The sequence below is a fragment of the Pseudomonas auratipiscis genome, assembly GCF_036324085.1.
Classification (GTDB): domain Bacteria; phylum Pseudomonadota; class Gammaproteobacteria; order Pseudomonadales; family Pseudomonadaceae; genus Aquipseudomonas; species Aquipseudomonas auratipiscis.
Genome location: NZ_JAZDCU010000014.1, coordinates 93,951 through 115,276, shown reverse-complemented (window position 1 = coordinate 115,276; position 21,326 = coordinate 93,951). Strand labels below are relative to the sequence as shown.

At 59.5% G+C, this 21,326-nt stretch carries 23 protein-coding genes; 11 read left to right on the top strand and 12 right to left on the bottom strand.

Translation table 11 applies throughout. The features are described 5' to 3' along the window. Positions 1-6 precede the first annotated feature (6 nt). The 3 genes from V0R60_RS19160 to moaA all read right to left on the bottom strand — a co-directional run bounded on the left by V0R60_RS19160 (position 7) and on the right by moaA (position 3,401). Positions 7-639, bottom strand: coding sequence for a hypothetical protein (locus V0R60_RS19160; RefSeq protein WP_330079972.1), 633 nt, complete (start codon positions 637-639; stop codon positions 7-9). A 126-nt stretch (positions 640-765) separates the two neighbouring features. Further along, positions 766-2,187, bottom strand: coding sequence for a purine-cytosine permease family protein (locus V0R60_RS19155; protein ID WP_330079973.1), 1,422 nt, complete (start codon positions 2,185-2,187; stop codon positions 766-768). A gap of 200 nt (positions 2,188-2,387) precedes the next feature. Then, positions 2,388-3,401 (bottom strand): GTP 3',8-cyclase MoaA, encoded by a 1,014-nt coding sequence (gene moaA, locus V0R60_RS19150; protein ID WP_136476801.1) that lies wholly within the window; start codon positions 3,399-3,401, stop codon positions 2,388-2,390. Between the two features lie 269 nt (positions 3,402-3,670). Here moaA and V0R60_RS19145 point away from each other — a divergent pair, with 269 nt between their 5' ends. Continuing rightward, positions 3,671-4,561, top strand: a complete 891-nt coding sequence (locus tag V0R60_RS19145) for an EamA family transporter (protein WP_136476800.1) — start codon at positions 3,671-3,673, stop codon at positions 4,559-4,561. Positions 4,562-4,573: 12 nt separating this feature from the next. Here V0R60_RS19145 and V0R60_RS19140 read toward each other — a convergent pair whose 3' ends face one another. Further along, positions 4,574-6,004: an MFS transporter gene (locus tag V0R60_RS19140; protein WP_330079974.1), complete on the bottom strand. Its 1,431-nt coding sequence runs from the start codon at positions 6,002-6,004 to the stop codon at positions 4,574-4,576. Between the two features lie 163 nt (positions 6,005-6,167). On the opposite strand from V0R60_RS19140, the gene V0R60_RS19135 reads away from it, so the two are divergent. The 3 genes from V0R60_RS19135 (at position 6,168) to V0R60_RS19125 (ending at position 7,283) form a co-directional block, all read left to right on the top strand. Beyond that, entirely contained in the window at positions 6,168-6,488 is a 321-nt protein-coding gene (locus tag V0R60_RS19135) for a YbjQ family protein (RefSeq protein WP_136476798.1), read from the top strand. A gap of 161 nt (positions 6,489-6,649) precedes the next feature. Further along, positions 6,650-6,838: a hypothetical protein gene (locus V0R60_RS19130; protein ID WP_136476797.1), complete on the top strand. Its 189-nt coding sequence runs from the start codon at positions 6,650-6,652 to the stop codon at positions 6,836-6,838. Positions 6,839-6,980: 142 nt separating this feature from the next. Further along, on the top strand, positions 6,981-7,283 hold the full coding sequence (locus tag V0R60_RS19125; RefSeq protein ID WP_136476796.1) for a hypothetical protein: 303 nt from the start codon (positions 6,981-6,983) through the stop codon (positions 7,281-7,283). On the opposite strand, the gene V0R60_RS19120 is transcribed toward V0R60_RS19125, so the two are convergent. Continuing rightward, entirely contained in the window at positions 7,274-7,696 is a 423-nt protein-coding gene (locus V0R60_RS19120; RefSeq protein ID WP_178084189.1) for a group II truncated hemoglobin, read from the bottom strand. The genes V0R60_RS19125 and V0R60_RS19120 overlap by 10 nt on opposite strands. Before the next feature lie 101 nt (positions 7,697-7,797). Further along, positions 7,798-8,130, bottom strand: a complete 333-nt coding sequence (locus V0R60_RS19115) for a hypothetical protein (protein WP_136476794.1) — start codon at positions 8,128-8,130, stop codon at positions 7,798-7,800. A 355-nt stretch (positions 8,131-8,485) separates the two neighbouring features. Between V0R60_RS19115 and V0R60_RS19110 the strand changes: the two genes are divergently transcribed. After that, the gene (locus V0R60_RS19110; protein WP_136476793.1) at positions 8,486-9,976 is read left to right on the top strand and encodes a DASS family sodium-coupled anion symporter; all 1,491 of its coding nucleotides are present in this window, start codon (positions 8,486-8,488) and stop codon (positions 9,974-9,976) included. Positions 9,977-10,085: 109 nt separating this feature from the next. On the opposite strand, the gene V0R60_RS19105 is transcribed toward V0R60_RS19110, so the two are convergent. The 4 genes from V0R60_RS19105 to V0R60_RS19090 all read right to left on the bottom strand — a co-directional run bounded on the left by V0R60_RS19105 (position 10,086) and on the right by V0R60_RS19090 (position 13,593). Continuing rightward, the gene (locus tag V0R60_RS19105; RefSeq protein WP_136476792.1) at positions 10,086-10,634 is read right to left on the bottom strand and encodes a cupin domain-containing protein; all 549 of its coding nucleotides are present in this window, start codon (positions 10,632-10,634) and stop codon (positions 10,086-10,088) included. Between the two features lie 57 nt (positions 10,635-10,691). Next, complete coding sequence (locus V0R60_RS19100) at positions 10,692-11,921, bottom strand: MFS transporter (protein ID WP_136476791.1); 1,230 nt, start codon at positions 11,919-11,921, stop codon at positions 10,692-10,694. A gap of 80 nt (positions 11,922-12,001) precedes the next feature. After that, entirely contained in the window at positions 12,002-12,550 is a 549-nt protein-coding gene (locus V0R60_RS19095) for a cytochrome b (RefSeq protein WP_330079975.1), read from the bottom strand. Further along, a complete protein-coding gene (locus V0R60_RS19090) occupies positions 12,547-13,593 on the bottom strand; it encodes a catalase family peroxidase (protein WP_330079976.1) in 1,047 nt (348 codons plus the stop codon). The genes V0R60_RS19095 and V0R60_RS19090 overlap by 4 nt, the downstream gene beginning before the upstream one ends. Positions 13,594-13,724: 131 nt before the next feature. Here V0R60_RS19090 and V0R60_RS19085 point away from each other — a divergent pair, with 131 nt between their 5' ends. From V0R60_RS19085 to V0R60_RS19060, 6 genes are all read left to right on the top strand, one after another. Next, entirely contained in the window at positions 13,725-14,234 is a 510-nt protein-coding gene (locus V0R60_RS19085; protein ID WP_330079977.1) for a sigma-70 family RNA polymerase sigma factor, read from the top strand. Then, positions 14,231-14,983, top strand: coding sequence for an anti-sigma factor family protein (locus tag V0R60_RS19080; RefSeq protein WP_136476787.1), 753 nt, complete (start codon positions 14,231-14,233; stop codon positions 14,981-14,983). The genes V0R60_RS19085 and V0R60_RS19080 overlap by 4 nt, the downstream gene beginning before the upstream one ends. A gap of 66 nt (positions 14,984-15,049) precedes the next feature. Beyond that, entirely contained in the window at positions 15,050-15,385 is a 336-nt protein-coding gene (locus V0R60_RS19075; protein ID WP_136476786.1) for a DUF2790 domain-containing protein, read from the top strand. 886 nt (positions 15,386-16,271) lie between these two features. After that, positions 16,272-17,558: a membrane-associated oxidoreductase gene (locus tag V0R60_RS19070; RefSeq protein WP_330079978.1), complete on the top strand. Its 1,287-nt coding sequence runs from the start codon at positions 16,272-16,274 to the stop codon at positions 17,556-17,558. A 94-nt stretch (positions 17,559-17,652) separates the two neighbouring features. Then, entirely contained in the window at positions 17,653-18,162 is a 510-nt protein-coding gene (locus V0R60_RS19065; protein WP_330079979.1) for a sigma-70 family RNA polymerase sigma factor, read from the top strand. Further along, a complete protein-coding gene (locus tag V0R60_RS19060; RefSeq protein ID WP_330079980.1) occupies positions 18,159-19,106 on the top strand; it encodes a FecR domain-containing protein in 948 nt (315 codons plus the stop codon). The genes V0R60_RS19065 and V0R60_RS19060 overlap by 4 nt, the downstream gene beginning before the upstream one ends. Before the next feature lie 360 nt (positions 19,107-19,466). On the opposite strand, the gene V0R60_RS19055 is transcribed toward V0R60_RS19060, so the two are convergent. Both V0R60_RS19055 and V0R60_RS19050 read right to left on the bottom strand, forming a co-directional pair. Then, a complete protein-coding gene (locus tag V0R60_RS19055; protein ID WP_330079981.1) occupies positions 19,467-20,708 on the bottom strand; it encodes a DUF1835 domain-containing protein in 1,242 nt (413 codons plus the stop codon). 215 nt (positions 20,709-20,923) lie between these two features. After that, on the bottom strand, positions 20,924-21,256 hold the full coding sequence (locus V0R60_RS19050; protein WP_136476782.1) for a YegP family protein: 333 nt from the start codon (positions 21,254-21,256) through the stop codon (positions 20,924-20,926). Between the last annotated feature and the right edge of the window lie 70 nt (positions 21,257-21,326).

Genomic DNA, 21,326 nt, shown 5'->3' with positions numbered 1-21,326 from the left:
CCTCGCTCAGAACTTGTCCGGGAATTGTTTGACCAGCGCCGCCGTCAAGGCGTCGGCCAACCCGAGAATGTGCTCGCGCATGTGTTTCCATGTGCCAGCTTCTGCCTTGTAGTCCTTTTTCGCCAACTCGTCGATCTGGGCGATATGGTGCCCTCCGTGTGCAACGAGCAGGGTCGTCAGCGTTACTTCAGGCAAATAGGGATTGGCGCTGGAGAGGAATTTGGCCAAGGCCTTGGCGTTGCGGGTTAAATCGTCCACGGCTGCCTGCTTGCCGGAAGCGGATTGACTGACAGTGGCGTCACTGTAGTGCTTGACCGCACCCCAGTGTCCACCGAGCAATTGAAGTAACTGGTCAGCGGCAGGTTGGCCATACAGCGGTGCGATACTGTTGGCTATCGCGGTGGCGTTATTGACCACTTCCTGGCTGGCAGTATCCGCCTGTTGGCGATTACCGGCTTGGTTGGCGATGGCATAGTTGCGAATCCAGAAAACATGCTCCACCCACAGGTCACGCAGGGCCAAGCGGGTAGTCAAGGCAACGGAATCGGCTTGCGGGGGCGCGGTTTGAGCCGCTGGGCTCAAGGCGGGAAACGCGCACAAGGCAGCGAGAAGCAACACGACCGACACTCTGATCTTCATGGCAGTACCCTCGAGGGGTGAAGTGGCCTACAAGATCAATTACAGCATAAAAATATGTCGTTATTCTGTCGTGCGCCGAACGGTCGTTGCCCACCGTGGGAACGGTGGGCAACGCGCAATGTCAGCTCAGGATGCAGCCGGTTTCGGCAGAATCATGTGCGCCGGCGCCTGGGCTGCCTTGCCGCGGGCGACCAGGTAATACAGCACGCTCGGGACGATCAGGCCAATGATCCACGACACATCGACACCGCCCAGGTGGGCAACCATTGGGCCGGTGTAGAGCTTGGTTGAAATGAACGGCATCTGGATCAGTACACCAATGGTGTAGACGATAATGCCAGGCAAGTTCCAGCGTCCATAGCGGCCCTTGGGGTCGGCCAGCGCCGGTACGTCATAGCGTTCCTTGGTGATGAAGTAGTAATCCACCAGGTTGACCGCGCTCCAGGGCACGAAGAATGTCAGCAGGAACAAAATGAACGACTTGAACGCGGCGAGGAACGAGTGCTGCCCAAGCAGGGCGATGATCGTCGCAGCACCGACAATGCACAGCACGAAGATCAGGCGCTGACGGCGGCTGACTTCGATATGCCCGCGAAAGCCACTGATGATGGTGGCGATACACATGAAGCTGCCGTAGGAGTTGAGGGTAGAGATGGTCACCTTGCCAAAGGCAATGCTGAAGTACAGCAGCGCCGCGGTGGCACCCGTGCCACCCAGGCCGACGATGTAGGCGACTTCACGGCCGGAGAACTGCCCATTGGCAATTGCTGCGGCAAATACCCCAAGCATCATCGAAGCTTGTGAGCCCACCACTGAGCCAAGGCCTGCGGCCAGGAAGGTCTTGAACGAGGAGGTATTGCTTGGCAGGTAGCGCGAGTAGTCTGCTACATAAGGTCCAAAGGAAATCTGCCAGGAAGCCGACAGTGATACCGCCAACAGAAACGACGCCCAGGTGAAGTGGCGGTTTTGCAGAAGCTGGCTGATGTCGGTAATGGTCAGGATGCGGCTAAACAGGTAGACGAAGGCAATGATCCCCAGCACGCTGGCGATGCGCCCGATCCAATGGATCATGCGGTAGCCGAACACCGTCGCCAGTACGATCACGCCGGCAAAGATGAGGATCCCTGTGCTGTCACTGACGCTCAGCAACTGGCCAATGGCCTGGCCCGACAACACAGTGCCGGTAGCCGTGAAGCCCAAGTACATCAGGCACACCAGGGTGATCGGGATGGCTGCGCCATAAACACCGAATTGCACCCGGCTGGATATCATCTGCGGCAGCCCCAGCTTCGGCCCTTGGGCGGCATGCAGTGCCATGACTGCGCCCCCCACCAGTTGGCCGATCAGCAAGCCGATCAGTGACCAGAACACATCGCCACCGAGCACCACGGCCAAGGCCCCGGTCACAATTGCGGTGATCTGCAGGTTGGCGCCCAGCCATAAGGTGAATTGGCTGTACAGGCGTCCGTGTCGCTCATTTTCCGGGATGTAGTCGATCGAGCGCCGCTCGATCAATGGCTTGCTGCGCGAAGCGCTGGCCTGGGTCATTGCTGTGGATCTCCGCATTTTGTTGTTGTCGAGCGGTTGATCGCCGACCGGACACAGGGTCGGTGACGTTTGCAGATATCATCATGTATATACAAGCGCAGTCAAGTGAGGGCGTTGTAGCGAAAACTCATGAAGACAGGCGCAGTTATGCCCGAAAGGTAGTGCAGAGGATCGATAGAGGCGGGTAAACCGCGCAGCGTCTAGCCGCCGGTCATGTTCATGAAGCGCAGTATCTGCACATCACCATTGACGTCGAAGTGATGACTGTAGGGTTTCAGACCCATGGCATCGCGAATGGCTTTGTCCAGGCGTGCGTTGTCGCCGGGGTGGGCGCGCAGTACCTGTTTCAAGTCGCTGGCGTGATCATTGCCCAGGCACAGCAACAAGCGGCCTTCGACTGTGAGTCGTACCCGGTTGCAGGTGGCGCAGAAATTGTGGCTGTGGGGGGAAATGAAACCAATGCGAATGTGCGCGGCTTCGGCCAGGCGCCAATAGCGTGAGGGGCCCTGGGTGGACTCGGCGGATTCGATCAGGGTGAACTGCTCGGCAATGCGTGCGCGAACTTCATCGCTGGAGCAATACGACTCGCTTCGCTCATGTTCGCTGATGACGCCGAGCGGCATTTCTTCAATAAAGGAAATATCCAGCTCACGATCAATGGCAAAACGCACCAGATCATTGATCTCGCCGTCGTTACGGCCCTTGAGTACCACGCAGTTGAGCTTGGTGCGGCGAAACCCCGCTGCTCGTGCCGCGTCGATCCCGGCGATTACCTGATCAAGATCACCCGTACGGGTAAGCGCCTTGAAACGCTGGTGATCGAGGCTGTCCAGACTGATGTTGAGGCGCGACAGGCCCGCATCGAACAGCGGTTTGGCCAGGCGCCCAAGCTGCGAGCCATTGCTGGTCATGCACAGCTCGCGCAAGCCTGGCAGCGCGGCAATGCGGGCGCACAAATCGACGATGCCCTTGCGTACCAGCGGTTCGCCCCCGGTGAGGCGAATTTTGCGTGTGCCCATGGCGACGAAACGCTCGGCGACCTGATACAGCTCTTCAAGGGTAAGAATGCGTTGGCGAGGCAGGAACTGCATGTCTTCGGCCATGCAATAGACGCAACGGAAGTCGCAGCGATCGGTGACCGACATTCTGAGATAGTCGATCTTGCGATCGAAACCATCGACCAATGTGTTGTCGCTTGCGTTCACAGATGCCATTGCCTCTTTTGATCAGGCTCCCGTCGCGGCGGGGAATGCATGGGTGCAAATGCATTGAACAGGAGTGCGCCTTATCGAGCATAGGGAGGCACTGGGGTGGCGTCAAATTGCTTTTAGTGACTGATCGATAAGCCTCGTCTATCAGTGCCAAGGCCACGAACACTCTGGGCTGCGGCGGACTCAAGGGCAGGTGCAGGTCGCATCCGGGATGCCAGCAACGCGAGCATAAGGTTATGCTGTTGCGAAATATTACAAAGCCGGATCGGGATATGCCGTTAAAGGACTTACTGTTGGCCCTGGTGGTAATTATTGCCTGGGGTGTCAATTTCGTCGTGATCAAGGTTGGCCTGGATGGCTTGCCACCGATGTTACTGGGGGCGCTGCGCTTTGCCTTGGTGGCATTTCCGGCGGTGTTGCTAGTCAAGCGCCCACAGTTGCCCTGGCGTTGGCTGATCGCTTATGGCGCTACCATTTCACTGGGTCAGTTCGCTTTTCTCTTCGAGGCGATGGGCAATGGCATGCCACCGGGTCTGGCCTCGCTGGTGTTGCAGTCGCAAGCCTTTTTCACCCTGTTCTTTGCCGCGATCTTTCTTGGCGAGCGGCTGCGTGCAGCAAGTGTGCTGGGGCTTCTGGTCGCAGCGGGAGGGCTGACTCTGATTGGCAGCGAGAACGGCGCCAGCGTGCCGTTTTTCGCGCTGTTGCTGACCTTGTGTGCGGCGGCGATGTGGGCCATGGGCAATATTATTACCCGGCGCTTCGGCAATATAGATCTGGTCGCACTGGTGATCTGGGGCGGATTAATCCCGCCGTTGCCGTTCCTGGCGCTGTCCTGGTGGCTGGAAGGACCGACCCTGATTGAAAGCTCGTTGCGCGGGATCGGGTGGAGTTCAATCCTGTCGCTGGCGTACCTGGCCTTTATTGCCACCATGCTTGGCTACAGCCTGTGGAGTTACCTGCTGTCACGTTACCCCGCAGGCAAGGTGGCGCCGTTCTCGTTGTTGGTGCCGGTGGTGGGTTTGAGCTCCTCGGCGCTGTTGCTGGGCGAGCGGCTGACACCGCTGCAAGGCTGGGGGGCGGGGCTGGTAATGGTCGGGTTGCTGATCAATGTGTTTGGGTCGCGACTGTTGGCGGGTCGAGTTACGGCGCAAGGCCGGGCTTGATTGAACTGCGCATCAGGCCAGGGCAAGTGCGCGGGTGCCGGTAATGCGTCGAACCAGCAGGAGCGTCAGCAGCGGAGCAAGCGTGAACACACCAAACAGCCACGCGGCGGCGTGCTGGGCCCCGACTACGCCGCCAGGTTCAACCAGGCCTGCACTGTTACTTACGACGCCAGCGAGTGCCGCAGCCAGGGCTGTGGCGTACAGTTGCACGGTGGTGATCGAGGCCGATGCCAGGTTTTCCTCGCCAGGACGCGCCGAGCTCAGCACGCGCGTCAGCAGGTGTGGCCAGCCTACGCCGATACCCAGTCCAACCCCGGCCAGGGCAAGGCAGTAGCTGACCACGCCGACTGTGGTGCGCAGCCATCCAAGCTGCGCTGTCATCAATGCCAGGGCCAACATTGCCAACACGATGATCACCGGGCCAACGCGCATCATCCGCTCGGCCGCATCCCCTGTACGGCTGGCGCTCAGTAATGCAGCGACTGTCCAGCCAGCTGCCATGGCTGCGGTCATATAGCCCGCGGCGAGAGGCCCGAGGCCGTGGATCTGCTGAAGAAAATAGGGCACGAAAATCTCGGTGGTCACCGCTGCGATCAACAGGCACATCATTGCGTACAGCACACCGAGCCGGCTGCCAAGCGAATAGGCCCCCGTGGGCAGCAATCGGCTTTGCGGGTTTCGATCCAGGCGGGCAATCAGCACGGCGATGGCAAGGCCGGCGCCAATGCCGAGCAAATTCCACAGCAAGTGACTGCTGAGGCTGGCTGCCGAAATAGCCAGCACCGAAGCGACCAGGCAGACAATCAAAGCGTAGGGTGGGCGTGTGCTACTGGAGGTGGCGGCGAGGCTGTTGTTCAGTTGAGTGACCACAATGACCGCCAGCAGGCCGATTACCGGCAGTAGGGCCCAGAATGCCCAGCGCCAATGTCCGCCCTCGGCGAACACGCCACCAATGGCTGGCCCACACAGCGTCGCCAGGCCCCACATGCCCGAGACCATGGCCATCGCGCGAGGCCATAAGCGCTCGTCGAACACCAGACGGATCAGGGCATAGCTCAGGGCAAACAAAACCCCACCGCCCAGGCCCTGGACGCTGCGACCGGTAAGCAGCACCGGCATGCTCGGCGCCGCTGCGCAGAGGATTGAACCTACGGCGAAGATCGTCAGTGCCAGCAGGAACGCGCGCCGCGCGCCAAGCCCTTCGAGCAGGCGTGCCGAAAGGGTAGAGCCAATGATCGACGTGACCACGAACAGCGTCGTACTCCAGGCATAGAACGCCAGCCCGCCAATATCGGCGATGACCGTCGGCAGAATGGTGGTCACGATGTAAACGTTGATCGCGTGCAGTGCCACGCCGCCAGCCAATGCGATCGAGCGCAGGGCGTTGCGACCGTGCAGCAGTTCGGCCCAGGAAGCACTCGCAGGCGTAGCGGGGGAGGACATTTGCGCATCCTTCGCAAGGGTGAGTCGTGGCTGCAGTCTAAGAGCGCCTGGGGGTTAACACAAACTACTGGCTGGGCTCATCGCCGCTGGCATTTGTTACCATCGCGCTTTAGCCGAGCCGCTAGGGCTGGGCGTACAACCTGCAAGACCGAAGGAGAGCAGTATGATCATCACCACCACAGGCACTATCGAGGGGCGCCAGATCGCCGCCTACCTGGACGTGGTCAGCGCCGAATCGGTCCAGGGTATCAACGTGGTTCGTGACGTTTTCACCAGCTTTCGGGACTTTTTCGGCGGTCGTTCGCAAACCCTGGAAAGCGCATTGAAGGAAGCCCGCGAGCAAGCGACGGATGAAATCAAAGCCCGCGCGCGCAGCCTGCAGGCTGATGCGGTCGTGGGCCTGGATTATGAAATCAGCATGCCATCTGCGCGCGGCGGCATGGTCGTGGTGTTTGTCACTGGGACAGCGGTCAAGCTCCGGTAGACACTTGGGTGCGACAAAATGGCTCGGCCACTGGTCGGGCTTTTTGCTTTTTGTCTCCATGGTCGATAAATGACCGGCTAGTCTCTGAATCACTTGGGACGGTAATTTCCGGGCAACCAACTATTTGCCCATACCGACCCACTGTCAGAGGGAGACAGGGCATGAGTGAATCGTATTTCGAGGACAACGGCGACGAATTTCCCATCAACAGTCAGGTACGTTGTGGCCAATCTGCATTTCGCCTGGGGTTTGCCCATATGACCCAGGATGAGGCTGATCACGCCAAACCGTGCCACCTGCAACGTGCGAAGAAGGGTCGTTTCATGCCCAGGATCCCGTTGAAAAAGTGAACTCCTTCACACCACCCCGCACAATGTCGCGGGGTTTTTTATGCATTGTTTGACCTTGCTCAAAGGTTGCGGCATAGATGCTCGCGTGATTGGCGCATGTATGCCTTACTTGTCCGGCTGCTTTCAATACAGGGGATGACCGATGCGTATCAGGGAAGAAACATACTGGCAATGGGCGGACGCCCAGTTGCATAGCCGCAGTCACGATGAGCTGCTCAGTGACGGTACCAACATTGATGTTCAAGTCAGGCTGTCGCGTACGGGCGCCACGCAACTGTTTATCGGCATTTACGCCAGCCATGGCAAGGCGATGGTGGAGGAGTATTATCCCAGCCGCCCCGGCGAAACCATGACCCGGGCCATGGTCTGGGGGGTAAATCGGGCCAGGGCCTTGCTCACCGGTGAGTTCCCGATAGAGCAGATACCCCTGCGGCGTCAGGCTTGAGAATGGCGATTGTGGCTGGCCTGGACAATACGCTGGGCCGGCACACGCAGTTGCAGCAGCAGGTAATGGGCAAACGCGGCTGAGTAGCCTTGCTTGGCGATGGCTTGCTCCATGCAGCTCAACCAGATGTCGCTGTGGGATTGATCGATCGGCCATTGGGCATGGAATGCCGGAATGGCGATCGATCCATAGCGCTCCTTGAACAGTGACGGGCCACCGAGCCACCCGCTCAGAAAACAGGCCAGTTTGTCTCGCGCGTTGTCGAGGTTGTCCGGGTGCATCTGTCGCACCGGGCGGGCATCCGGGCTCTCATCCATCAATCGATAGAAATCATCGACCAGGCGCCGCAGGCCCTCGATGCCGCCTGCGGCCTGGTAGGAGGCGTCGCCGGTTCCGAATGCGGGATTGTTCATGGCAACTCTCTGCAGGAAAAGCGCCATTGTAGCCAGATATCGACAGCATGAAAAAAGCCCAGTGCAGGCACTGGGCTTTGGTATTGCAATAAGTGCTGTTATCAGCAGAGGCGATCGATTACCGCAACGCCTGGCTGGTTTTGCAGTGTCGACCACTCGTGCTGCAGGGTCTGCAGAACACGGCCTACGTACTGGGTGTCGGCGGCGGCTTTCTTGCCGACATAGCCTTGACCACGACGGTACATCTTCAACCGGGCACGCATGTTCGGCGTGCGTTGCTCGAACTGTGCTTCATCGGTGAGGGTCCCCAGGCCGTCCAGGCGAACTTCGCCCTCTTCGCAAACCCAGAGAATGTGGCTGTCGAGCGTGTCTTTACGCGCTGCGAACAGTTGAGCCAATTCGTCGATAGTCGGTTGATTGTTCAGATTCATCATAAAGCCCCCTAGGCCATTTTTAGTTGAGTTCAAACACGTCATGTAGCGTTGAAAGAAAGCTGCTACAGCAGCGTCACAACTGGGGGCTTTTACACGCTGCCTTTTGGGCAGTACCCATCCGCATACAGCTCATGGATCCTTCGAGCTGCCTGGAACACCCTTGCCAGTGTCCCCGATCGGGGAGACGGCCTCATCATGCAAGGGCCGACGAACGGCGTCAATAGGTTTTGTAGTGATTTTTTTTGCGCACTACATTTTGTCTGACAATGCTCGCTCTGCTGGTGTTGATGCGCATCAGTTCGTTCACAGGTGAAGTGGCTGATGATGGTCACTCATGTATTACAGGGAGATGCTCATGAGTTCGTCGGCAAGTGCACCGAGTGCACAACCTGCCCGGGTCAAGATTCCAATTGGCTTGTTGTTGGCAATAGCAGCATTGGTCGGGGTGTTGATGCTGCCGCTGCCCGCCGACTTGCCGGTGGCCGGTCACCGCGTGCTGGCGATCCTGGCCTTTGCCGTGGTGGTATGGATCAGCGAGGCCGTGTCGTACGAAGCCAGCGCAATCATGATCACCTCGTTGATGGCATTTCTGCTCGGCACAGCGCCGACCGTGGCCGATCCATCGGTGACCTATGGCTCCTCGGCGGCCATCAGCCTGGCCCTTACCGGCTTCTCTAACAGCGCACTGGCCTTGGTGGTGGGCGCCTTGTTCATTGCTGCAGCCATGACCCATACGGGGCTGGACCGGCGCATTGCCCTGGTGACGCTTTCCAGCGTTGGCGTCAGTACCCGACGTATTCTGCTCGGCGCCGTGGCGGTGACTATCCTGCTCAGCCTGGTAGTGCCCAGCGCCACGGCGCGCAGCGCGTGTGTGGTGCCGATCATGATGGGGGTGATCGCCGCCTTCGGCGTCGACAAGCGCTCCAACATTGCCGCCGGTATCATGATCATCGTCGCTCAAGGTACCAGTATCTGGAACATCGGTATCCAGACGGCGGCAGCGCAAAACTTGCTGACAGTGGGTTTCATGGACAAGATGCTCGGCGCGCGGGTGTCATGGATCGACTGGTTGATCGCCGGTGCGCCATGGGCGGTGATCATGTCGGCGGTGCTGATTTACATCGTGCTCAAATTGTTGCCGCCCGAAAGCGACAGTATTCCCGGCGGCAAGGCGGCGGTCAGCAAGACCCTGGCTGAACTAGGGCCGATGAGCGGAGCGCAGAAGCGCCTGCTTGGGGTGTCGGTGCTACTGCTGTTGGCCTGGGCGACCGAGGGCAAGCTGCACAGCTTCGATACCACTTCGACAACCTATGCAGGGTTGGTCATCCTCTTACTGCCTCGCGTTGGGGTAATGACCTGGAAAGATGTGCAGGCGCGGATTCCCTGGGGAACGGTGATTGTCTTCGGGGTTGGTATCAGCCTGGGCACCACCTTGCTCACCACGCAGGCCGGGCAATGGTTAGGCGCGCAGGTAGTGGCCAATACCGGGCTGGATCAATTGGGAACTCTGGGGGTGTTTTCGATTCTGGCGGCGTTTCTGATTTTGATTCACCTGGGCTTTGCCAGTGCCACCGCGTTGACCTCGGCGCTGTTGCCGATTCTGATTGCGGTTCTGCAGACCTTGCCGGGTGATTTCAGCCGCTTGGGCATGACCATGGCATTGGGCTTTGTCGTCAGCTATGGCTTTATCCTGCCGATCAACGCACCGCAGAACATGGTGTGCCTGGGGACCGAAACATTCAGCGCCAAGCAATTTGCCCGTGTCGGGATTCTGGTAACGGTGATTGGCTATCTGCTGATGCTGGTGTTTGCGGCGACTTGGTGGCACTGGTTGGGATGGATGTAGCGGTCTCTATGGGCGCAACCGGTAGGCGCGGGCTTGCCCGCGATCGGCCGCAACCCGGCCGACACCCTACCTACAGGCTGCACTGACCCCAGCGCAGGGCAGCCTACGATCAGAAGTTCGCTGGTGTGTTGGCGCTGATGATTTCTGCTTCGTCCTGGCCGATGTTCTTGAAACTGTGGGGCAGGGTGGTCGGAAAGTAGTAGCCGTCACCGGAGTTGAGGATGCTGACCTGACCGCCGACACGCAGCTCAATGGTGCCGCGGGTTACCAGACCACACTCTTCACCTTCGGAGTGAACGATGGGCTCGTCACCGGAATCGGCACCTGGCGCATACAGTTCGCGCAGCATGCGCATTTGCCGGCCTTCGACACTGGCACCGACCAATAGCATGCGTAGGCCGCTGTTGCCCAGGTCCGGCTGCTCGGTTGAGCGGAATACAAAACGCTCTTCACGTGGCGGCTCGTCAAAACTGAAGAACTCTGCCAGCGACATGGGAATGCCCTCAAGCAGTTTTTTCAGGGAACTGACCGAGGGGCTGACGCGATTCTGCTCGATCTGCGAGATCGTCGAGTTGGTCAGCCCGCTACGACGGGCCAGCTCCCGCTGGGAGAGTTTGTTGCGTTCACGCACCAGTTTGAGTCGTGTCCCCGTGTCCATAGCCGCCTTATGTGTTAAAAATTTTTGGCGGAGCATTAAAGCACATTCCGCGAAGCTTTAGCGGCCCGCCTGTATGGACACGGAATTGGGGTGGGGCCACAGTCCGACCAATAGCAGCAGCCCGGCCACAATCAGGTACGGCAGGCGCGGATCTACCGCGTAGATCAGCGTTCCGGCCAGGGGGCCGATAACCACGCCCAGGCCTTGTGCAGCGCTCATGGAACCGGCCGTGGCGCCTTGCTCGGAGGCGTCCATGGCATTGGCCGCCAATGCCGAGAAGGCCGGAAACACGAAGCCCATCCCGCAGGCCGAAACAAAGAAGCTGGCCCAGAGCAATGGCGCGCTGGGAGCAAAAGCGGCGGCGGCAAAGCCCAAGGCTGAAACGCTCGCGCCTGCGCGAATCATGCGCAGCGGTGGCCACTGCAACCTGCGCACCAGCAGTTGCGCGAAGATCAGCGCTACACCCACCATGGTCAGCGCAATGCCTGCGGTCTGCGCGGCGTCTGCCGGGTTCATGCGCAAGCGGTCGAGGGCGAAAAAGCCGACGGTGATCTGCGCTACCGAAACACCGAGCATGGCCACGAACGCCACCAGCAAAGGCCGGCGCAAGCGCGGATCGCTAAGGCGGACCGGGCGTGGCGGTTGCTTTAGGTGCAGCTCCTGACGCTTGAGCTTGAGCAACAGCACGACAAAAGCCAGCATCGGTAGCAACGCCATCACGTAAAAAGGCAGGCTCAAACTGTGACGAGCCAGCAGCGCCGCCAAGGCTGGACCCAGTACCAGGCCGACAGCGTTGGCCGCACCGAGTGATGCCAAGGTGCGGGCACGGTGCTGTGGCTCAACGTTGTCAGCGATCAGCGCCGTGCCACCGACCGGCAGCGCGGCGTAAAAAGCGCCGATCAAGCCGCGCCCGATCACCAGCCCGGCAAAGGCCAGGGTAGCGCTGGGTAGAAGGTGCAATGCGGAATCGATGAACAGACACAAGGCCCAGTAAGCCACGGTGAAACCGGCCGTGCCGAGCAATAGAATCCGGCGCCGGCCAAGACGATCACTGAGCTGGCCCCAGGGCCTGGCCAGCAACATCCAGATCACTCCGGCCACCGTCACCGCAGCCCCGGCCTGCCAAGTGGCAAGGCTGAGGGTGCGAGCAATAGGGCCAATCAAGGAGACAAACGCCATCATCGCCATGGTGCAGGCCATGTTGGCAACCAGCAGCGGGCGCAGGTCGAAACTGGACTCGGTGCTGATCGATGAAGTGGGTTGGGCAGGATCCTGTGCGCTGTTCATGGCTATCCAAAGCTCAAAAGGCAAGCGTTGTATTGTGCCGGAAAAGCTATCTGGGAAAAATCCCTTGATAATAAGAATCGTTATTGTTTGTCGCTTTCTCCGGTATTACCCAACGGCGCAGGCCACATACTGCGCAACACACCGTCGCGCCGCACCAGTGCATGGACCAGCGCTGCGCCCAGATGCACCAGCACCGTTGCGAACAGTAAATAGGCCAGCCAGCCATGGGCCTGGCGCAGCAAGGCATACAGGGTCAGGTCATGGGGCAGCAGCGCCGGCAGGTGCAGTGGTAGCGGATAGCCTCCCGCCGAGAGCATGCCCCAACCAATCAATGGCATGGCCAGCATCAAGCCGTACAGCAGCAGATGAGAAGCCCCGGCAGCCAGACGCTGCACCGCTGGAAGATCGGCAGGCAAGGGTGGGTGGGGCAGGGTCAGACGCAGGACCATGCGCGCCAACACCAGCAGCAACAAGGCCAGACCAATCGCCTTGTGCAGGCTAAGCAGCCAGGTGTGACGCGGGGTCAGGTCGGCGATCATGCTGACGCCAATGAACAGCATCGCCATGATCAGCACGGCCATCAGCCAGTGCAACAGGCGCGCCAAAGGATGAAAGGCAACAGGTTTCATGGGCGTGCTCCCAAGTCGGCCGATTCGTAGCTGCGGCGGTTGAAGGACTCGGCGTACGCTGCCGAGCGTGCTGCCAGGATCGGGTCAGCCGATGGCTCGATGCCAGTGGGCAAGATCAGCGGGTCAAAGTTGAGGTCGCGGCAGGCACCTTGCTCGGGGCCGTCGACATGCTCGATGACCAGGGTGCCGGCATCGACGGAACGGCGCTCTGCCGGCCAGGGCTTGGCCGGGTCATCGACTGGATCGCCTGCTTGTGCAAGGGTCAGGCGCAGGGTCCAGCGTAACGGGCCTTGGGCCAGGCGCTGGTGTAAGTCGTGTTGCAGGTAGTCGCGGTCGTCGACTTGACCTTCCAGGGCGGCGAACGGCGTTTGTGGCAACAAGCTCCAACGTACAAACTGGCTGTTGCCGTCGCGGTCGATCAGGGCAAAGGCGTTGATGCTGTTGAAGCTGGAGTTGGCGAAGCTGTTCGGGGCTTTGTAGTCCTTGGCCCATTGGCGGAACGATGCGCTTTCGGGATGGGCGGCGAAAAACGCCTGCACACGTGCCGGGTCGGGTTTGCCGGTTGCCGGGTCCGGGGTCATCGCCAGAACCTGTTGGTAGAAGGCTTGTGGCGTGCTCACCGCCAGCACCGGGGGGGTATTCATGCCGGTACGCCAGATTTCGCCGTCGTCACTGCTCAGTTGCAGTGCCAGACTGCGGGTCGGCACACTGGTGTCGGCGTTGTAGGGATTGCTGCCGCCTATGGCGAAACGACCGATTACCGGAACCCGCGGCTGGCTGAATACCCGGGCACGGGACAGCGGTTCAGCCTGCTGGCTGCTCTGGAAGTAGCCACTCACGCACAATCCCTTGGCGTGGTTCTTTCGATAGCCGGGGTAGTGACCGGCCTGGGACTCAAATGTGTCGATAATGCGCTTGGGGGTGAGGCGGTCGCTGCCGATCCAACCGGCGGCATAGGCAAAACCGGCGGCCAGGGCGGTCAGGCCAAAGCCAATGGCAGCCAGGCGCAGGGTGCGGGGACGACCGTGTAACGGAGTGCTCATGGCGACGATCCGGGTCAGTGAATGAGCCGGTACGACGCCTGGGTATTAAATTTATTCCCATGGCAGGGAATATTTTTTCCTCTGCAGCGTCTGCCTCGTACACTTAACGCTTGAAGGCCAAGGCCCCGGCAATGCATGAATTAAATGACCAGCAACTGCGCGAGATGCTCGAGCGACTGCGGCGCTTCGCCGTGTGGTTGACCCGCGACGCAAACAGCGCCGATGACCTGGTGCAGGCCACCGTCGAGCGTGCCCTGAGCCGCCGCAGCCAGCAGCGCGAGCAGGAGAGTTTGCGCGCCTGGCTGTTCTCCATCCTTTACCGGCAGTTTATCGATGGCAAACGCCGCGAGCGTCGGCATGCCCGCTGGCTGTCCTGGTTCGGACGTGCCGAAGAGCAGGGCAATGCCACGGAGGACATTGTCCTGGCCCAGTCTGGCCTGGCAGCTTTTGCGCTATTGCCCACCGAACAGCGGGCCTTGTTGCTACTGGTCAGTGTCGAGGGCTTGAGTTACAAGGAGGCCGCCCAGGCCCTGGATGTACCGATCGGCACAGTGATGTCGCGATTGTCGCGGGCGCGGGCAGCGCTGCGTGAATTGGCCGAGGGCACTACAGTATCCCCGGTGTTGCGGAGGTTGAAATGAGTCAGTTGATTCCATCGGAAGATGAGCTGCACGCCTACGTGGATGAATGCCTGGAAACGGAGCGTCGACGCGCGGTAGAGCGTTATCTGGCCGCCAACCCCGAGCAGGCCATGCGCGTCGAAGGTTGGCGCCGTGATGCCCGACAACTGCGTGCGGCGATGTCCGGGTTCGCCGGGCAGGTGCCTAATCCACGGCTTGATCCGGCTCATCTGCGCCGCGAGCTACGCCGACGCTGGCAGCGCCGCTGGGCCAGTGCAGCGGTGCTACTGGTGACGCTGGGGATCGGTGGCCTGGGCGGCTGGCAAGTGCGCGAGTCGAGCCTGATGGCTGGCAACCTGCCGATGGCCGATGCCGTGCAGGCGCACCGGCTGTTTGCCGACGCCAGCGCCCTGGACTTGAGCGCCCGTGATCCTGCGCGGCTGCAAGCATGGCTGGGGCAATATTTTCGCCACGTCGGTAACCTGCCGGACTTGTCCTCCTACGGCTTCACCCCACTGGGTGCACGGCTGCTGAGCAACGAACAGGGGCCGGCCGCCCTGGTGGTGTTCGAAGACGCCCAGGGACAACGAATCAGTCTGTTTCTGCGCTCGCCTGGCGAGCACTTTGCTCGCATGCCCAGTGGTGAACGCACTGATGGGCAACTGCAAGCGCGCTATTGGTCCCACGGTGACTACAACTACGCATTAGTCAGCGCGGCATCCGACAGCCGTGGTGCACAACTGCGCAAGGCACTGGACATTGCCTTGTAGTGGGGCGCCGCTGTCAGGCGTAAGCTTCTCAGTACTGCCGTTTCATCACATGCGAGGTAAGAGCAAATGAAGCGCATGCAAGGTTTGGCTGGGGCAGCGTTAGTACTGCTGGCAGGTGCAGGCGCGCAGGGTTGGGCAGCAGAGGTGAAGGACACGCGTCTGTTTGCCCATGAGCAGGCTGTGCAGGCCTACGCAGCGCAAACCGGCAGAACCCTTCCTACGGTGCAGGACTACGCCTACGGCACATCGGTCGATGTCGCCCGGCTCATCGCACAGACCCCCATGCCCAGAGGTTGCGCAGCCGCGCCGATGTTGATGACCTATGAAAACACCGCTGGTCAACTGCTGACGTTGCGCTATCAAGTTGAAGGGCAATGCCCGCGGTTTCAGGCTGCGCGTTGATGCATCTACGGCATAGGCTGCAGAGAAAAATCCGCAAGGGCTGGCTGAACGACTAGTGGCAATTTAGTATTGCTGGCTTTTGCCAGAGAGATCAGTCATGCACGCAACAGACAGGACGCTTAGCGATTTCTCCCCATTGTCAGCGGCTGAAGGGAAATTGATCGCTGATCGCCCATCAGGTGATGTTGTGTATCTGGGGCACGAACGCCCTGACAAGGCAACGGCCGACAATCGGGTACGTGCTAGTTTTCTGCGGTTTGTGATGTTGGACGCGGATAAGACTCGGTCTGTTCATGAGTCAGGTGTGCGTCTGCATGGCGCTTATATCGTCGGCATTCTCGATTTGAGCGGAACGGTTTTGACCCATTCGCTGGGCTTTTGGGATTGCACGTTCGAGTTCGCGCCTGACCTGACTGACGCTCAACTCAACGGCTCACTGTGGCTCATCGACTGTGCCAGCCCTGGGGTTATCGCTTCGCGCGTGAGTGTCCGTGGAGCAGTGGCTCTTAACGGTTTGCGCTGTACTGGCAGGATCGATATTGCTGGTGCGCATATCGGTGGAGAATTGAACCTTGACGGCGCGGCTATCGATGGAGACGGTGGAGGTGCACTTTTTGCTGATCAATTGCATGTTGAAGGGAGTTTTTTTCTCGGCGATCAATTTACTGCAAAGGGTGACGTTAGGCTGATCGGCGCACGTATCGAGGGTCGGTTTTTTTGTAGTGGGACATTCAAGGCATCGCAAAAGGCAGCCTTGATGGCTGATCGGCTAATAGTCGGCGGCGGTGTATTCCTTGTCGATGGGTTCTGTGCCGAGGGCTCTGTAAGATTTGTTGGTGCCAATATCGCTGGGCAAGTCATCTGTCGCGACGCCTGCTTTGATGGCATGAGTGACGTAGCTTTCAGTGCAACGGGTTTGGTGATGACCGGCAGCATCCTGCTGCACGGAGGTTTTCATGCAAAGGGGCTTGTTCAATTTACCGGCGCTCGGATCGAAGGCGATTTAATCTGTGAGAAGGATGCTGTTTTCGAAGGTGACGAGCACAATTCGCTGATTGCGGTTCGCTGTGTATTGACCGGTAAGGTGCGCCTTGGAAAAGGCTTTCACGCGCATAAATCGGTCAATTTCACCGACGCGAGGATTGCAGCCGGCTTCGATGGTTGCGGCGCATGGTTTGAAGGAAAAACCGGTGCTTCGCTGGTTCTCGACCGTGCGCAGGTGTCGGGCCCGTTGCTGCTTCGAGCACTGCAGAACAAGTTGGCCAATGCCTCATTTGTCGGCGCGAAAGTGACCGAGCTCGACGACGACGAGCATACCTGGGGTGAGAACCTTGCCCTCAACGGTTTTGTTTATGGCGCACTCTCAGCCCGCGCTCCAGTCAACCCCAAGTTCCGTTCAGCGTGGTTGCGTCAGCAGATCCCCAGCCTTGAAAAGGACCGGCCTGCTACCGAACTTGCCAAGGACTTTCGCCCTCAGCCCTGGCGGCAGTTGCAACGCGTGCTGGTTGAAATGGGACATACTGCCGAAGCACGTGAACTGGGGATCATCTATGAGCAGCAGTTGCGCGCTATTGGCCACGTAGGCCAGCCACCCAAGGGTTGGCCGACCTGGATCGCAGCCATCTACTCGCGTATTGCTCTTGGCCTGCATGCGCTCTACGGGCTGCTCACCGGTTACGGTTACCGTCCAATGCAGTTGTTGTTCTGGTTCGTGGGTATCTGGCTCAGTTGTGCTTCGGTGTTCTGGTATGCAGCCGCTCAGCACGGGGTGTTTGCGCCGAGCAATCCGATGGTGTTCCAGAACCTGGCCTATCTCGACTGTCGACCTGATCGGGGCGAAGCCTGGCGCCTGCTAAATCCCGGGCAGGAAACCGATCCGAATTTTTATGGCCAGGGCAATTGGTACCTTTGCGACAGCCTGCGCGAGGAATACACCGGGTTCAGCCCCTTGGCGTATTCGCTGGACGTGCTGATGCCGTTGGTCGACTTGCAGCAGGAGGCGGATTGGGCGCCTTTGGTGCCGACACCCAAGCAAGGCTTCTGGGACGAATTCACGGCTTTCGGCTGGAAGCACTTTGTGCGTCTGTTGATCTGGTTTGAGATTCTTGTGGGCTGGGGGATCAGTCTGCTGATGGTGGCCATCGTTTCCGGCCTGGCCCGTCGTAGTGAATAAAATCAACCGATGCGTTAACAGCACTTGGCTTGTGCCAGGGGATTTAATTAGAATCAATCTCATTTGATTCCTTTGCCTTGCAGGTGCTTTTTAGATGAGCGAAGCGGTGGTCCTTTCCGAGCAGACGCTGCACGGTCTTTATCGAGATCACCGTAGTTGGCTGGAGAACTGGTTGCACCAGCGCCTGGGCAATCGCTGGGATGCGGCCGACTTGAGCCAGGACACCTTCCTGCGGGTGCTGGCCAGCCCGCAGGTGCTCGAAGAGCTGCGCGAACCGAGGGCCTACCTGCTGACGGTGGGCAAGCGTCTGTTGGTCAACTTCTACAAACGCCGCAGTCTTGAGCACGCCTACCTTGAAGCCCTGGCCAACCTGCCCGAAGCGCTGATGCCCTCACCAGAGCAGCGTTGGTTGTTGCTGGAAACCCTGCAGGCACTGGACGAAGTACTCGACGGCTTGGCCCTGCCGGTGCGTCGGGCATTTCTCTGGTCGCAACTCGAAGGGTTGGGCTATGCGCAGATTGCCGAGCGTCTGCAGGTCAGCGAACGTACGGTCAAGCGCTACATGGCTCGAGCCTATGAACACTGCCTGTTGATTGAACTATGAACCGCACCAGTAGCCCCGAGGCGCGGCAACTGGCTCGGGTCGCGGCCGGTTGGCTGGCATTGCTCGATTCAGGAAGGGCAAGTGCCGATGATCTGCAGCGGCTTGATCATTGGCGTGCAGCCGATCCCCGTCATGAGCAGGTGTGGCAGCGCGCCGAGGGCTTGCGCCAGCGTTTTCAGACCGTGCCGCAAGCGTTGGCGATGGCCAGTCTGGATCGCCCGCAAAGCGATCGTCGCACCTTGCTCAAGCGTGGCCTGGCCTTGGCTGTGTTGCTGCCAGGCGGTTGGGTGCTCAGCCAACAATTGCCCTTTGCAGCGTGGCGAGCGGATTTGCGTACTGCCGTCGGCGAGCGTCGGGGTGTGCGCCTGGTTGATGGCAGCATGCTGCAGTTGAATACGGACACTGCTGTGGATCTGGACATGGCGCAGCATCGACTGAGTTTGATCGAAGGTGAGATTGCCTTGAGCGTCAGTCGCGCGCAGGCGATCAACGTGGATTTTGGTCTTGGGCGCGTCGCGACGGGCCAGGCACAGGTCTGTCTACGCCGCGATGCTGACAGTTGTCGTATTTCCGTTGTGCAAGGTGCAGTGCGGGTACGTCCGGAACAGGGTATGGCGCTGACCCTGCAATACGGTGATCAATTGACGTTGTACGCCGATGGCAGTGGTGCCATGGGCCGTTTCGATCCGCATCTGCCTGATTGGCGCGATGGTGTGTTGAGTGTCGAGAATCAGCCGCTGGGGCAGTTTTTGCGTGAAGTTGCCCGTTATCGTCCGGGGATTTTGCGCTGGGAGCCGGTGCTGGAATCATTCAGTGTCACTGGTACTTTTCAGCTCAATGATACCGATCGGATTCTTGATTTGTTGGCGGCGAGTTTGCCGTTGACTGTGCAAACGCGCAGTCGCTACTGGGTGACTTTGGTGGCTCGGCAAGCCTCGGCTTGAGCTAATTGAGTGCTTATCCGTTTGCTAGGGGGGCGCTGAATCACCTTTGCGCCCTTACGGCGCCTTACTTTGGCAGTCGCCCCAAAGTAAGCAAAGGGCTTGCCCCACCAGGGGCCCTACGCTGCGCTTCGGGTCCCCTCGCTACGGTGTCGCTACAGGGCATTGCGATCTACGTGTTGCAAGCAACACTACGATTCGCAACTTCGGCCAAGCCGAAGGCGCTGCGCGCTAGCCCTTTCGCAACACCTTCGCTCGGCCCTTCTGGTTAACGGGGCGGGTAGATCAAGATCAAGATCAAGATCAAGATCAAGTTCAAGAGCAGATCAACAGCAGGTCGGAAGCAGGCAGGGTGGCAGCCGGTTATGGGCGCCATACTGGCCATAATTCTTTGTCCAGCGCCCAATGTCCTTGTCCGGCCAGCAGTCGCACGCCGCCTACCCAACGCTCGGGGGCTTGTTGTTGCAGCCAGTTGGCGTCACCTGCCAGCACTCGTTCACCCAGGGCAGTCAAGCGCAGCGTTCGTCGCGTCCACTCCAAATCTGTCTGTGTTTCGCTGATTAACGGTGTCGGTGAATCTATCAGGGGCCGTAACATCGCATGGAACATCATGTCGCCCAGGTACGGCAATGGTTCTCGTTTGCCCATCAGTTCGGCAAACACGCGGGCAAACGCCACTTCACCCTGTTCGCTGATGAACTGCAATGACAACCGTTCAGTCAGCGACAAGCCATCGTGCAATCCCGGTAATTCCTGCAGTTGTCGTAGTAGTGCCGGTGCAAGCAGGGGCAGGCACAAGTCGCGGCGGTGTGCCAATTGCGCCCATGTTTCTGGCGAGGGTGCGCAGTAGGCCACCCAGGCTTGTCGGGCCAGTTGCAGCATGGGTTGGGTGACGGGTTGACGTTGTGGCCACAACCAGGCAAGTACATCCGGCGCCAGTTGGCCGATGCCGATGAATCGTTGCACACCGGGCATATGGTCGATCTGGATCAGTTCCAGACGCTGGGGCATGCGTTCCAGGCTGGCAAGCAGGCGTATCAGAAACAGTTGGTCGTAGGCATCCGCTTCGCACCAGAGCACCGCCCGTGGGCAATCCTCAAGCAACGGCAGTTGGCCGTACTCATCGAGCATCTTGCGCTGCACAAAAGTGCGCTCGAGGGCGTAGGCCTTGCTGATGTAGTCAATGCGCATGGCCTGGTATTGCTCAAGGGGCAGATCGCGAACCGGGCCCATGCACAAAGGGTCGGTGAACATGTGAAACGAGCCGGTAAAACCAGCCAGATTCAAACTGTGCTGGATGTCGTTGCCGCAGCGCCAGTGCTGTGTGCGGGCCTCATCGTCGGCGACGAATTGCGGGTTGCGTGCGGCGAAATCGATGGCGTCGATGTGGGCCTTGAGCTTGGGCCAACTGCTGAACCCCAGGTCACGGGCAATTAACCATTGTGCATCGGCCAGGCGCGGTGCCGATGAACGTGAACCCAGTTGCGCCAGATGCTCAGGCGCGGTGCCTGTACGCAGGCGTTGGAGCAGCTCTTTGGCGCGCTTGCGCTGTTGTTCAAGATTGATGCGTCCATCGTGGGACGGTGAAGACAGTCGAGCAGGCATACGAACTCCTTGTGCGAGCCTTGTCCGCTATCAGGCCGGGAGTCGTAAGTAGAATTCCTGGTGTACTGTCCTGGGCGCTGCCCTTTCCGCGGACGGTGGCGTGGAAGACGCCGACCGCGACTATAGGCTCGGGCTTGCGCAAAGGCAATGGAGGCTCAGGGTGGCTGGGCGCAGTTTTCCCTACAGCGCCCGGCACACACCTGCAAAGCCTTGGGTCAAGTGTTGTCCTTGATGGTCTTGCTGCTGCCATTGGTTTTCACCGAAGCAATGCCGGCATCGCGTGATTGCGCACTGGCATACATCTGGCTGCTGCCGATGATCTGGTGGTTGGCTGCCTTGAGGTTGAAGTGAAATTTGCCATTGCTGGCTTCTTTCTTCTCGTAGCGTTCATCCGTACCACTGTTGGCCTGGACCGAGGCAATGCCGCTTTCAGCGGACGCCTTGGCCTTGTACAACTCGCTGGTAAGAATCGTCTCGCCATTACCTGCCTTGAGCACAAAACGGTATTGACCGTCGCTGCTGGTGCCCAACTCAAACCATCCTGCCATGGGAACTCCTTATTGCGCTGAAGTACGCTGATCAATCCTGGGTGCTGCCTGCAAGCTGGCTTGCAGTGAA

Excerpts from the sequence above, each read along its gene's own strand:
- V0R60_RS19160 (WP_330079972.1), bottom strand. The coding sequence starts at position 639 with ATGAAGATCAGAGTGTCGGTCGTGTTGCTTCTCGCTGCCTTGTGCGCG.
- V0R60_RS19155 (WP_330079973.1), bottom strand. The coding sequence starts at position 2,187 with ATGACCCAGGCCAGCGCTTCGCGCAGCAAGCCATTGATCGAGCGGCGC.
- moaA (WP_136476801.1), bottom strand. The coding sequence starts at position 3,401 with ATGGCATCTGTGAACGCAAGCGACAACACATTGGTCGATGGTTTCGAT.
- V0R60_RS19145 (WP_136476800.1), top strand. The coding sequence starts at position 3,671 with ATGCCGTTAAAGGACTTACTGTTGGCCCTGGTGGTAATTATTGCCTGG.
- V0R60_RS19140 (WP_330079974.1), bottom strand. The coding sequence starts at position 6,004 with ATGTCCTCCCCCGCTACGCCTGCGAGTGCTTCCTGGGCCGAACTGCTG.
- V0R60_RS19135 (WP_136476798.1), top strand. The coding sequence starts at position 6,168 with ATGATCATCACCACCACAGGCACTATCGAGGGGCGCCAGATCGCCGCC.
- V0R60_RS19130 (WP_136476797.1), top strand. The coding sequence starts at position 6,650 with ATGAGTGAATCGTATTTCGAGGACAACGGCGACGAATTTCCCATCAAC.
- V0R60_RS19125 (WP_136476796.1), top strand. The coding sequence starts at position 6,981 with ATGCGTATCAGGGAAGAAACATACTGGCAATGGGCGGACGCCCAGTTG.
- V0R60_RS19120 (WP_178084189.1), bottom strand. The coding sequence starts at position 7,696 with ATGAACAATCCCGCATTCGGAACCGGCGACGCCTCCTACCAGGCCGCA.
- V0R60_RS19115 (WP_136476794.1), bottom strand. The coding sequence starts at position 8,130 with ATGATGAATCTGAACAATCAACCGACTATCGACGAATTGGCTCAACTG.
- V0R60_RS19110 (WP_136476793.1), top strand. The coding sequence starts at position 8,486 with ATGAGTTCGTCGGCAAGTGCACCGAGTGCACAACCTGCCCGGGTCAAG.
- V0R60_RS19105 (WP_136476792.1), bottom strand. The coding sequence starts at position 10,634 with ATGGACACGGGGACACGACTCAAACTGGTGCGTGAACGCAACAAACTC.
- V0R60_RS19100 (WP_136476791.1), bottom strand. The coding sequence starts at position 11,921 with ATGAACAGCGCACAGGATCCTGCCCAACCCACTTCATCGATCAGCACC.
- V0R60_RS19095 (WP_330079975.1), bottom strand. The coding sequence starts at position 12,550 with ATGAAACCTGTTGCCTTTCATCCTTTGGCGCGCCTGTTGCACTGGCTG.
- V0R60_RS19090 (WP_330079976.1), bottom strand. The coding sequence starts at position 13,593 with ATGAGCACTCCGTTACACGGTCGTCCCCGCACCCTGCGCCTGGCTGCC.
- V0R60_RS19085 (WP_330079977.1), top strand. The coding sequence starts at position 13,725 with ATGCATGAATTAAATGACCAGCAACTGCGCGAGATGCTCGAGCGACTG.
- V0R60_RS19080 (WP_136476787.1), top strand. The coding sequence starts at position 14,231 with ATGAGTCAGTTGATTCCATCGGAAGATGAGCTGCACGCCTACGTGGAT.
- V0R60_RS19075 (WP_136476786.1), top strand. The coding sequence starts at position 15,050 with ATGAAGCGCATGCAAGGTTTGGCTGGGGCAGCGTTAGTACTGCTGGCA.
- V0R60_RS19070 (WP_330079978.1), top strand. The coding sequence starts at position 16,272 with ATGAGTGACGTAGCTTTCAGTGCAACGGGTTTGGTGATGACCGGCAGC.
- V0R60_RS19065 (WP_330079979.1), top strand. The coding sequence starts at position 17,653 with ATGAGCGAAGCGGTGGTCCTTTCCGAGCAGACGCTGCACGGTCTTTAT.
- V0R60_RS19060 (WP_330079980.1), top strand. The coding sequence starts at position 18,159 with ATGAACCGCACCAGTAGCCCCGAGGCGCGGCAACTGGCTCGGGTCGCG.
- V0R60_RS19055 (WP_330079981.1), bottom strand. The coding sequence starts at position 20,708 with ATGCCTGCTCGACTGTCTTCACCGTCCCACGATGGACGCATCAATCTT.
- V0R60_RS19050 (WP_136476782.1), bottom strand. The coding sequence starts at position 21,256 with ATGGCAGGATGGTTTGAGTTGGGCACCAGCAGCGACGGTCAATACCGT.